We start from the raw sequence: 12,121 nt of genomic DNA, 5'->3' as shown, positions 1-12,121 counted from the left end.
CCTCAGATACTCCTCTTAGGCTGCTCGAGAACGTCTCTCGGCAGCCTTTTTTCAAAAGTCTATGAAGTGATCGGGTCGTCAATAATGTGTCAAGTTAAAAATACATTTCATTTCTAGTTATCTTTGTTATAATTGAAACATAAAAGGTGAATGGTTTACGCATGAATCTAAGCGACAGCCAATCGACAAATCATGAAGAGGTGACAATTTTGAAAAAATTAATCACAATGCCGTTTCTAGTATTGCTTCTAGGTGTACTACTCACAGCATGCGGCACAACAAATCAATCAAGCGACAACAATAAGGATGATAGCAAAAAGGAAACAACCGAAGCAGCTGATCAAAAGAAAGAAAATGCTTCAGAGAAAAAGGAAAAAACAGAAGATCAGTCATCAAATGAAAAAGCAGATGATCAAAGCAAAGAAACAGTTGCTCCAAAAGAAGAGCAATCTGGTCAATCTGATGAAGACGCAAAAGACAGCTCAAGTAAAGAAATCACAAAAGAAGAACCTACTAAGGAACAATCAAAAACTGATTCTAAAACAAAGAAAGAATCAACAACAAATAAGAAAAATGAAGTCACCAAGGAAGGCACATATGTCGGCTTGGCTGATGGACATACCATTGCTGTGAACATTGATGGCAAAGAAGTTGCTATTCAATTCGGAAATACGTTTTCTAAACAAGTGAACAGCTTAAAAGAAGAATCAAAAGTGAAAGTCACTTATACAAAAGATGCAAACGGAACCCTTCGATTAAAAACGATCGAATCCGTTAAAGCAAAATAAAAAAAGACCCAGAGACCCGCAGAATTGCGGGTCTTTTTTACGTTGAAAAGGGCATAACTTGATATAAGTGCACATTCTTAACACAGTTTTACAAGACTTAACAGCGCATTTACATTTGCTTAATGTTGCTCTGCTAAACTGACCTTCATAGAACATTTCTTTACACAACAACTACTTTGAATGGTGAGGTGCAGGTCAGTGAGTGCAGAGAAAGCGATGAATCTTTATAGAGAATATGAAGTGAGACGAAACCACTCTTTTGCCTTAACAGAACATATGGTTCGTTATTTATTTGCAAAACGTTTCATAGATTTAATGTTCTCGTTCATCGGATTGATGTTGAGTACGCCAATCATTTTGCTGTTTGCTCTTTTGATTAAGCTGGAAACACCGGGACCAGCCTTTTATATGCAGGAGAGGGTCGGGAAAGACGGTGTTTACTTTAAATTATGGAAGCTCAGATCGATGAGAACCGATGCTGAAAGCGGAGGAGCGAAATGGGCACAAAAAAACGACCCACGTATCACCAAAGTGGGAGCCTTCATTCGTAAAACAAGAATCGATGAACTCCCTCAATTCATCAACGTGTTAAAAGGAGAAATGAGTATCGTAGGTCCGCGTCCGGAAAGACCGATGTTTACCGCAGAATTTAATCGGACGATTCCAGGTTTTACGAAAAGATTAACGGTCAAGCCGGGACTGACAGGTCTTGCACAAGTAAATGGAGGATATGAAATGAGTCCAAGTGAAAAATTAACACATGACTTACAGTATATTCAAAACTTGACATTTTCTCTCGACACGAAGATTATGGTAAAAACGTTAAAAGTCATCATGACGGGTGACGGAGCCAGATAAGTAAAGTAGGGAAGAGAAATGGCAAGTATGAAAAAACACATGCTGGGCGGGGCAAAATGGACAAGCTTGTCCGCATTTATCATTACGATCATCCAAATTGCACAGTTCGCCTTTTTAGGGAACGTGATGTCACTGAAAGAGTTTGGACTCGTTGGCATGATCACAACTGTCACAATATTTACGCAGATTTTACTTGATCTAGGGATCGGGGCAGCGATCATCCAAAAGGAACAAACAACAGAACGTCAATTATCCACATTATATTGGATCAACTTACTCACTGGCATTATCTTATTCTGTTTACTCATTCTAGTAAGCCCAATGATTGCCGCCTTTTATAACCGGCCAGAGCTGGAGGGGTTGCTCAAACTATTATCGATCATGTTTCTGATTGCACCCATTGGCCAGCAATACCAATACATGATGCAAAAGGACTTAGCCTTTAAAACATTAAGTGCCATTGAAGCCATTGCAACTATGATATCGCTGTTTGTTTTACTCGCTTTGGCCTTCTTCATCAATCCGATTGTTGCCTATGTCATTTCTCAAGTGCTGCTGCAATCAGGAAAAGGGCTAATGTATGCCGCGGCTTATTGGAAGAAGTGGCGTCCAGCACCAGTCTTTGCATTAGGGGAAGTAAAAGAATTTTTCTCATTCGGTGCATTCCAGCTCGCATCCAGACTGGTCAATCGAGCAGGATCGAACATTGACATGATTTTAATCGGCCGGTTTCTCGGAGCAGAAGCGTTAGGTATTTATAGCTTGGCGTATCAAATCGTGACGATCCCCGTGCTGAAGATTAACCCAATCGTGACGAGAGTGGCTTTCCCGGTTTTCGCAAAAAGTCAGCGTGATCACTCCATGCTGCGAGAGGGCTTCCTCAGTATGACGAATATGCTCGCATTGATTAGCTTTCCGTTATTAATCGGTCTTGCTGCCGTATCAGATAGCTTTATAGAAGTAGTGTTTGGCGAGAAATGGCTCGTAGCTGTTCCGGTTCTTAATATATTATGCATTGTCGGACTTCTGCGTGTACTGATGAATCCAAACGGGTCAATACTTCTTGCCAAAGGGAGAGCGGACTTAGCCTTTTATTGGGATACGGGGATGCTTCTTGTGTATGGATGCGCCTTATATGTAGGTGTCAGCACAGGCAGTCTGCTCACAGTAGCTTGGGTTTACTCAGGTGTCAGCCTGCTCAACTTCATTGTCGGCAGATGGCTCATGGCGTATGTCATTCAGCTAGATATGAAGGTTTATTTAAAATCACTTGGCAAGCCTGCTGTTATGACGCTATTGATGGCCGCCTGTGCGGTAGCCCTGCATCAAGGCATGAAGCTGACGTCAGCCGACATTTTACTTCAATTAGGATTGACGATTTGTGTCAGCGCAGCATTGTATGGCTTGCTGCTCATCAAAATGTATCCGCAGGTTGCAGGCAAATTATTGAGAAGAGGTCGTTCGTCATGAAGGTGCTATGGCTGACAAGTGTATATCCTAGTGAAAAACATCCAAGTGAAGGTGTGTTCCATGAAACGCAAGTGCAGGAGCTGCTCAAACAAGGAATACAAGTGACCGTCATCTGTCCCAACCCGGTCAATCCACCGGTTTTGCGGATGCTGAAGGCGTCCTATCGGCAGAAAAAGGATCTGCCTGAACAGGAAGTGAGAAACGGAGTGACCGTATACAGGCCGCCCTATACAGCGCTTCCTGGACAGCTGAAATGGGCACAGCCGAGTAAACGAATAGCTTCTACTGTTCTCGGCGCCATGCAGGGTTACCAGCTGTCACCAGATTTTATCCATGCACACTTTGCGATGCCGTCTGGCGGAGCGGCGGCTGTGATTCAGAAAGAAACGCAAATTCCTTATCTTTTGACCTTACATGGCAGTGATGTGAACGTGTATCCGGGCTATAGCAAAGGGGCACATGCAGCCTTTGAAACGGCGGTGAAACAGGCATCTGCTGTTCTGACGGTGAGCGAGGAGCTTGCTAAAAAGACAAATGACATGACAAAGGTAGAAGCGAAATGCCTCCCGCTCGGTATTCCGCTCCAGTCATTTTCTAAAACGGAAGAAGATCAACAATTCATCAGGAAAAAGTTAGGCTTACCCCTTCACGACAAGCTCGTTGTCTTCGTCGGGCGGTTAGTCAAAGAGAAGGGCTTACTTGAATTAGCTGATGCTGTCAGCGGCTTGGATGGTGTGAAAGCAGTTTTTGTTGGAAAAGGCCCCCTTGCAAAGGAGCTCACAGAACGGGCTGGAGCATCTATTCTACTCCCAGGGCAGGTGCCGAATGAGCAGGTGAAAGACTACTTAATCGCAGCCGATTTGTTTGCACTTCCGTCCTATAGTGAAGGAATGCCAACCGTCGTTCTGGAGGCACTCGCTTTAAAAGTACCTGTCATTGCGACAAGAGTCGGTGGTCTCCCAACCTTATTTTCTAGCTATCAACATCTGCTCGTTGATCCGCATTCGACAAATCAGTTAAAAGAGGCCATTCACGCCTACCTTTATGAAAACAGATGGAATGAGCAAGTGAAAAGCGATCTTCATCAAATCGTTCATACAGAATATTCATCAGCAAATAATACGAAGCAGCTCATACAGCAATATGAAAAGGTGCTTCATCAATCAAGATCCATCGTTTAAACAAGATGAAATGTGCAAAGAATGATAGATAGATAAACAGCTTGGAACGGACAATATGCTTTTACTGAGAGGATGAAAAATGTTGAAGAAAATTGCTGTGATTGGAACAGGGTATGTCGGGTTAGTATCAGGTACTTGTTTTGCTGATATCGGAAATCGTGTCATCTGCTGTGACATCGATGAATCAAAAATCAACAGCTTAAAAAGTGGTGTCGTTCCCATTTATGAACCGGGTTTAAAGGAATTGATTGAAAAGAATACGGAAGAAGGAAGACTGTTTTTTACAACCAATATTCCTGCTGCTATCCGGGAATCAGAGATTATCTATATTGCTGTAGGGACACCGATGACAGCACAGGGGGAAGCAGATTTAACGTACGTGAAAGCTGTCGCTCAAACAATTGGTGAACATCTAAATGGCTATAAAATCATCGTCAATAAAAGCACAGTGCCCGTTGGAACAGGCCGGCTCGTTCAAGCCATTGTCGAAAAAGCATCGCGCAGTAAATATCCTTTTGATGTCGTATCCAATCCAGAGTTTCTCAGAGAAGGATCTGCCATCCAAGACACGATGAATATGGAGCGGGCAGTAATCGGCTCGACAAGCACCCATGCGTCGACCATCATCAAAAGATTGCATGATCCGTTTCAAACAGAGGTTGTGGAGACCAATTTAGAAAGTGCTGAAATGATTAAGTATGCTGCAAATGCCATGCTTGCCACAAAAATCTCATTCATCAATGACATTGCAAATATTTGCGAGCGGGTGGGCGCTGATGTTGAAAAAGTTAGCGAAGGCGTTGGATTAGACAGCCGTATCGGGCATAAATTTTTAAAAGCGGGCATTGGATTTGGTGGGTCTTGTTTCCCGAAAGACACGATGGCTCTTCTCAAAATTGCCGAAACAGCCGGCTACCGGTTCAAGCTGATCGAGTCCGTGATTGAAACGAACAATCACCAAAGAGCGCACCTTGTCAGCAAACTGATGAGTGTATTCGGTGATATTAGAGGAAAAACCATCTCTGTTTTAGGTCTCGCATTCAAACCGAATACGAATGATATGCGTTCTGCACCTGCATTAGACATTATCCCAATGCTGAGAGAGCTGGGTGCTTTTGTGAAGGCCTATGATCCGGTTGCTTATGTAGAAGCAGAACGAGAGCTTGGCCCGCAGGCTGTCTTCAGTAATGACCTGTATGAAACAGTAAAAGATACGGATGCTTGCCTCATCCTAACAGAATGGGATGACATACAGAAGATGGATAAAGATCAAATCAAGCAGCTGCTTCGTTCACCGATTGTAATTGATGGAAGGAATTTGTTTGATCCAGCAGAAATGAAAGAGAGAGGATTTATTTACCAGTCTATCGGCCGCCCAGGCGTATGGGAAGCAGAATTGGTATCAAAGGCACAATAACAGGGGGAGCTTGGATGAAGAAAGTATTGGTTACTGGGGGAAGCGGATTTATTGGATCACACACGGTAGAGGCTTTACTAGAAAAAGGTTACGAGCCCATCGTTCTTGATAACTTTTCAACTGGATCTCGGGGAAATATTGCCCACCTTTCCGTTCAATGCATTGAGGCAGATGTCACAAAATCAGAAACGGTCGATTTGATCAAACAAATAAGACCGGATTATATCATTCACCTTGCAGCACAGGTGAGTGTCGCCGTGTCTGTTCAGAATTTCGTTTATGACGAAGAGGTCAATATCAAAGGGTCCCTGCACGTCATGAAAGCAGCGGCTGAAGCAGGGGTGGAGAAGGTGGTATTTGCCTCATCGGCAGCTGTCTATGGAGATCCAGTGTATTTGCCAGTGGATACCGCTCACCGGCTAAAGCCTGGTTCGCCTTATGGTTTATCGAAACTCACAGTAGAGCGATACTTAGAAATGGCAAAATCACTGTATGATGTGGACTATTGTATTCTTCGGTATAGCAATGTTTATGGTCCGCGACAAGATGCACTTGGCGAAGGCGGGGTTGTCTCTATTTTCTCTGATAAGTTTGCAAAGGATGAGGCTCCTTTCATTTTCGGAGACGGGGAACAAACAAGAGATTTCATCTATGTAGGTGATCTAGCAGCAGCGAATGTTGCGGCTTTAACAGCTCAATCAAACGTTTGTTTAAATATCTCATGTGGGGATTCAATCACTGTGAATGAGCTGTTTCAAACGATGAAGCGAGTGACGAGGTCACATCTTGAACCAATTTACAAGCCGCAGCGTGCAGGAGATATTGTGCATAGTACATTGGCAAATGAGGAAACGAAACAAGTCTTAGCATGGGAGCCTGTTGTGAGTTTACAGGAAGGTTTGGCTCGTACCATTTCCTACTATGAACAGGAAGTCAAGGCTTAATCCCTCAAATCGGATGGGTTGCTTAGGAGGAAAATGGGTATGAGTGTGAAGCATACAGCATGGCAAATCATGATTGGATGTATATTGTTTGCAGCAGGGATCGGTCTTGTACAAATGGCAGCCGCGCAGCCCGTCGGGTTAAAGAAGATGGTGGCTGTTCCGGTTATACTTCTGATCCTGTCGGTTGCTCTCGTGTTGATGAAGCTGTACATGAATGGTGAGCAAATCTTCATGTCAGTCATCTATCTTTTGATTACATTGACCTTTCTCAACAACGCTTTCTTTTCTATTAGTGCAGGATTCTTTAGTCTTTTTCTCTACCGTATCATGCTCATCGCCGCCTTTGCTTTATTTATATGGCGGATGAGAGATCAGGGGACGTACATATCGCAGTGGCAGCAGATTCGTGTCAAAGGAATTCTTGGTTTTTTCGCTGTATGGTTTCTTTACGGTCTCATCTCACTGCTTTGGGCTCATTCGGTCACAGACGGCCTGAAATATATGTGCCTTCTGGCAATGGGGATGGGATTTGTCTTTCTAGTCGTCATGTATATTCAGCGAATGGATCAAGTGGTGACCTTTTATAGCATTTGGCTGGTCATGACTGTGTTTGTGATGGGGATTGGGTTCTATAATCACTTTACATTGAACCATTTACCGAATACCTCATTGTATCTAGGGCCAGCGTATAAACAGCACTATCCTACATCTGTCTTTTTTAATCAGAATGACTTTGCAACGTTTTTATCGATTAGTTTCTTCTTATATCTAGCATGCATGCGTCAAATGAAAAACGGTTACATCAAAGCGTTTGGATTATTAGGTGCAATCGCCGCGCTGTATCTCATTTTGTTAACCGAATCCCGCGCTAGTCTGCTTGGGATATTTGCAGGAGTGGCGATCTATGTGTGGCTGCTGCTGCCGCGTTTTCTCAAAAAGTGGTCAATCATTGCAGCAAGCGGACTTGTCGTCATCGGTATCGCTGTTTTTTCAGCTAAGATTTATTCGGTCTTTTATGACTTGTTTCTCGCTTCTCAGGTCGCGCATTCTTTTAGTGAACCACTCCCGTCTAACATCGCGAGAGCGAATTTAATCAAAAATGCTTGGCACTTCTTTACGAATTCATACGGATTCGGAGTTGGAGCGGGGAATGTGTCTTACTACTTAGCTCACTTTTCGATCTTTGACACAGACCAGGTCGTAGAAGTGCACAATTGGCTGCTGGAATTGATGACGAACTTCGGATTTGCAGTCATGCTGGGCTATATCTCTGTATACGCCTATCTCATGTTCACACTGTACAAACAATACCAATGGGCTGACACAAGATCGGCAAAAATGATCATTGAGGGGTTGTTTGCAGCCATGCTGAGCTTTCTCGTTTCAAGTATCAGTCCTAGCTCTGTCTCGAATTTATATTTCCATTGGGTATTTTTAGGACTGGTGATCGCAGCGGTGAATATGTTGAAAAACAAACAACGACTCAAGCTATGGTAAACCGTGTGTGATGCTGCGTTTGTATGGCTACACTAGTGAAAGAGCAAATACGTCAATGTTGGGAGAATGAACATGTCTGGTTTCATATTTAGGATAGGGAAGCGAATCAAAAAGTACATCGTATGGCTCATACTGCTGCCTGTCGTATTAGGTGCCTTTGGTTTCTTTTTTGCTAAAGGAACTACGCAGCAATCTAGTTACACAGCTGCTGTTACCCTCACTCTCGGTAAATATGATGATGGGGTGTATAACAACATGGCAGAAGTGACATCTCTATTAAAAAGCGATGCATTTCTAAATGAAGCACTCAGTGATGTGAAAGAAGAAGAAAGACAGGATGTGAAAACTCGTCTCATCCTTACCAATCAATCAGATACACAATTACAGCTGTCTTTCACGGATGCCGATAAGGATCATGCTTTGGCTGTCGTGAAGCAGGTGTCGGATACATTTCTCAAGCAAGATAAAGCATTATTTACAAAAAGGCAGCAGGTGATTGAAAGTAGATTAGCTGCTCTTGAAGACGAATCGGTCAGCAATGATTCCAAAGTCGATAAAGAACGATTCTTATATGAATTGGAGTCAACAAAGCTTGGAATGAAGCAGGCAAAAATTGTTGATCCTGCACAAGTACTTGATGAAGGCAATAAAGGCATGTCAGCTAAAAAACGGGCACTTCTTGGGCTTGTCATTGGCTTTAGCATCTCGCTTATGTTTGTGGTCTTATCCGAAGTGTTCAAAGAATCTTAATAATGAACTGGAGATGAGTCTTAGGTGAACAATCAACCGTTAGTATCCATCATTACACCTGCGTATAATGCGGAACGTTATTTAACGGATACAGTTCATTCCGTCCTTGCCCAAACCTATTCCAATTGGGAGCTGATCATTGCAGATGATTGTTCTACAGATGGAACTAGAAAGCTATTAGGGGATTTAAGTCAAGCGGACGACAGAATCAACGTCATTTATTTAGAGGAAAATGGGGGAGCTGCCATTGCTAGAAACGCAGCCATCAAACAGGCAAAAGGACGCTTTATCGCTTTTTTAGACAGCGATGATATGTGGAAAGAGACGAAGCTTGAAAAACAGGTAGACTTCATGCTGACAAATGATTATGCCTTTACATTTACGGCATATGACATCATTGCAGAAAACGGAGAACCATTAGAAAAAACCGTCACTGCGCCAGCGAGATTAGACTATAATGAAGCCCTGAAAAACACCATTATCGGCTGTTTAACGGTCATGCTTGATCTTCAAAAGGTAGGACATGTGGAAATGCCGAACATTCGCACAAGGCAGGATTTAGCTACATGGCTGTCTATATTAAAAAGAGGATTTACAGCCTATGGTATGAGTGAACCGCTCAGTGAATATCGCATCGTTGGGAACTCCATCTCTAGTAACAAGTGGAAAGCAGCGAAAAAAACGTGGTTTGTCTACAGAGAAATTGAGCAGCTTCATTTTGTCAAAGCGTCTTGGTGTTTTATGCACTATGCGACAAATGCTGTGAAGAAGCGCTTATAAACAGAAGGGAAAAAAGGTGATAAAGGTGAAAGCAGACTCGATCATACATGTTGTCGTAGCGACGGGAGAATGGGGACAGGACGGACTGAGGTACAGACGGCATCGGCTGGCCGAATTTCTAGCATCTGATCCAGAAACAAAAGAGGTCATCTGGGTATGCCCGTCATCATCTCGTCATACAGCTCCCTTTCAGCCCATAACAGATCGAATGAAGCAATTGACCATTCCTGATGTGCTCAAGAGCAAATTATTTCGCTTTGGTCGATATCAAGACATGTTCTATATTCATAAATTATCCCCTCTCCTTGAACATTTGCGGCATGAGGAGAAGAAGGGGATCGCTGTTTGTTTATGGTATACGTTTCCGGGCTTTCCGCTCTTATCTTCTTTATTTGAATGGAAACATATTGTCTATGATTGCAGTGACCTGTGGGGAGAGCCGATAAGCGGCAACCATAACATCCTTTCTTATATGAGGCAGCGTGTCATTGTCAAAGCAGAAAATCGAATCATTAAATACGCACACAGCATTACATGCTCTTCTCAATATTTACACGATCAAATCAAAAAACGTCTTATGGGAGAACCGAAAGATGTGTTTACGGTGGAAAATGGCGTCGAATACGATGTGTTTGCGAAAAGCAATCTTCCGTGCAAAGAAGATGTGCTGGAAGGAAGAGAAGGGACTGTGCTTGGTTTTATCGGAGGAATCAAGCCAAAGCTCGATTTTGACATGATGGCTGAAGCTGCTCGTATGCGGCCTGATTGGACATTTTTATTTGTCGGTCCGGATGGAACGAATGGAGATCCATCTTTTCAGCATGCACTCAAACTGCCTAATGTGATTTGGACAGGTGCTGTTGCTCCAGAAGAAGTGCCTGCTTATATGAAGCTGATTGATGTAGGTATGATGCCATATAAACAATCCCCTTATAATCAAGCGGTGTTCCCTCTCAAGCTTTATGAATTTTTAGCCGCTGGAATACCGGTTGTCGGTTTAAATCTCCCATCAACGGAAAGGCTAAAAGAGAAGGATGTGTATGAATATTTAGAGGGCGACGATCCTGCGCTCTTCGTAGAAGCCTGCCTGAAAGTGATCAGTAAAAAAGACGACACGAGCTATAGACATCTAAGACAAAGCCGAGCGAAGAAAAAAGATTGGCACGCGCTGTTCACAAACATGGTGGAACTAACGAATATTAAAGAAAACGCATAATTCATTCGGGATTGTGCGTTTTTATTTGTTTCTTCCTCACAGGGGGAGCTTGTGATCATCCTCTATTCAATTGTATAATGGAAAGAGCGGCCAATATACAAAATACAGATTTCAATTTAGAAGGAGACTGACCTATGGATTACGAACGCGCCTTATTAGCGTTTTTTGTCTCTCTGGCTACAGTTTTAATTGTGACACCAATCGTCAAAAAGTTTGCAATTAAGATTGGTGCAGTGGACCAGCCGAATAAACGAAAAGTTCATGATAAAGTAATGCCTCGAATGGGTGGTTTGGCAATTTTTATTGGAGTAGCGGCTGGAGCATTAGCAGGCGGGCTGTTTCTACATAATAAAATTACAGCAATTTCAGTTGGTGCCGTACTCATCGTCATTTTAGGTATATTTGATGATAAATATAATTTAAGTGCAAGATTTAAATTTCTCGTACAAGTCCTAGTTGCTTGTTTGATTGTGAGCACGGGCTTAAAAATGGACTTCTTCTCTGTTCCTTTTTTAACAGATCGAATTGAGTTAGGCTGGATGGCATATCCCCTCACCGTGCTATGGATTGTGGGTATCACAAATGCCATTAATTTAATTGACGGCCTTGATGGACTAGCTGCCGGTATTTCTGTCATCGGTTTATCAACGATTGCAGTGATGGCATTTTCTGCTGATAAGATTCTGATTCTTTCTTTATCTCTTGTCGTCATTGGCAGTACGATCGGCTTTCTCTTTTACAACTTCCATCCAGCGAAGATTTTTATGGGAGATACCGGTTCGCTATTTTTAGGCTATATGATTTCGGTGCTGTCACTTTTAGGGTTATACAAAAGTGTCACTTTGTTTAGTGTTGTTGTTCCTGTGATCATTCTAGGTGTTCCTATATTTGATACGACCTTTGCAATCATTAGACGCATATTAAACAAACAGCCCATTTCATCACCGGACAAATCTCATATTCATCATAGACTAATGGCCTTTGGCTTGTCCCATCGCATGGCTGTCATCGTGATTTACATGATTGGCTTAGTCTTTAGCTTAAGTGCGATTTTGCTGACAAGCGCGACCATTTGGTTATCGCTGATCATTATCTTTTTACTGGTGATGTTTATGCAAGTGATTGCGGAAGTCACGGGTTTGGTCAACGAAGAGTTCAAACCATTTACGAAATTCTATAAACGAATGGTGAAAAGACAATAAAAAACAGCCCGTTCCTAG

At 42.7% G+C, this 12,121-nt stretch carries 11 protein-coding genes; all 11 read left to right on the top strand.

Features of this window, described 5'->3' with window-relative positions; genetic code table 11:
• Nucleotides 1-209: 209 nt before the first annotated feature.
• The 11 genes from MHB83_RS02260 to MHB83_RS02210 all read left to right on the top strand — a co-directional run bounded on the left by MHB83_RS02260 (nt 210) and on the right by MHB83_RS02210 (nt 12,103).
• Nucleotides 210-788, top strand: a complete 579-nt coding sequence (locus tag MHB83_RS02260; protein WP_170965966.1) for a hypothetical protein — start codon at nt 210-212, stop codon at nt 786-788.
• Between the two features lie 198 nt (nt 789-986).
• A complete protein-coding gene (locus tag MHB83_RS02255; RefSeq protein WP_044140051.1) occupies nt 987-1,646 on the top strand; it encodes an exopolysaccharide biosynthesis polyprenyl glycosylphosphotransferase in 660 nt (219 codons plus the stop codon).
• Between the two features lie 18 nt (nt 1,647-1,664).
• Nucleotides 1,665-3,116, top strand: a complete 1,452-nt coding sequence (locus tag MHB83_RS02250; protein WP_137054330.1) for an MOP flippase family protein — start codon at nt 1,665-1,667, stop codon at nt 3,114-3,116.
• Nucleotides 3,113-4,297 carry a glycosyltransferase gene (locus tag MHB83_RS02245; RefSeq protein ID WP_342496591.1) on the top strand — a complete coding sequence of 395 codons (1,185 nt, stop codon included), beginning with the start codon at nt 3,113-3,115 and terminating at the stop codon, nt 4,295-4,297. Before MHB83_RS02250 ends, MHB83_RS02245 begins: the two co-directional genes overlap by 4 nt.
• Nucleotides 4,298-4,376: 79 nt before the next feature.
• Entirely contained in the window at nt 4,377-5,714 is a 1,338-nt protein-coding gene (locus MHB83_RS02240; protein ID WP_342496590.1) for a UDP-glucose/GDP-mannose dehydrogenase family protein, read from the top strand.
• A gap of 14 nt (nt 5,715-5,728) precedes the next feature.
• Nucleotides 5,729-6,658 carry an NAD-dependent epimerase/dehydratase family protein gene (locus MHB83_RS02235; protein WP_106035662.1) on the top strand — a complete coding sequence of 310 codons (930 nt, stop codon included), beginning with the start codon at nt 5,729-5,731 and terminating at the stop codon, nt 6,656-6,658.
• Between the two features lie 39 nt (nt 6,659-6,697).
• Complete coding sequence (locus tag MHB83_RS02230) at nt 6,698-8,155, top strand: O-antigen ligase family protein (RefSeq protein WP_342496589.1); 1,458 nt, start codon at nt 6,698-6,700, stop codon at nt 8,153-8,155.
• Nucleotides 8,156-8,227: 72 nt separating this feature from the next.
• On the top strand, nt 8,228-8,905 hold the full coding sequence (locus tag MHB83_RS02225; RefSeq protein WP_342496588.1) for a hypothetical protein: 678 nt from the start codon (nt 8,228-8,230) through the stop codon (nt 8,903-8,905).
• 24 nt (nt 8,906-8,929) lie between these two features.
• Nucleotides 8,930-9,685, top strand: a complete 756-nt coding sequence (locus tag MHB83_RS02220; RefSeq protein WP_050944347.1) for a glycosyltransferase family 2 protein — start codon at nt 8,930-8,932, stop codon at nt 9,683-9,685.
• Nucleotides 9,686-9,710: 25 nt separating this feature from the next.
• Entirely contained in the window at nt 9,711-10,901 is a 1,191-nt protein-coding gene (locus MHB83_RS02215; RefSeq protein ID WP_226805380.1) for a glycosyltransferase, read from the top strand.
• 134 nt (nt 10,902-11,035) lie between these two features.
• Complete coding sequence (locus MHB83_RS02210; protein WP_003212692.1) at nt 11,036-12,103, top strand: MraY family glycosyltransferase; 1,068 nt, start codon at nt 11,036-11,038, stop codon at nt 12,101-12,103.
• Nucleotides 12,104-12,121: the final 18 nt, after the last annotated feature.

The sequence above is a fragment of the Bacillus sp. FSL K6-3149 genome (assembly GCF_038630515.1).
In the GTDB taxonomy this organism is placed as follows: domain Bacteria; phylum Bacillota; class Bacilli; order Bacillales; family Bacillaceae; genus Bacillus; species Bacillus pumilus.
The sequence above is the reverse complement of the archived record's forward strand: the minus strand, read 5'-3'. Positions and strand labels throughout refer to the sequence as shown.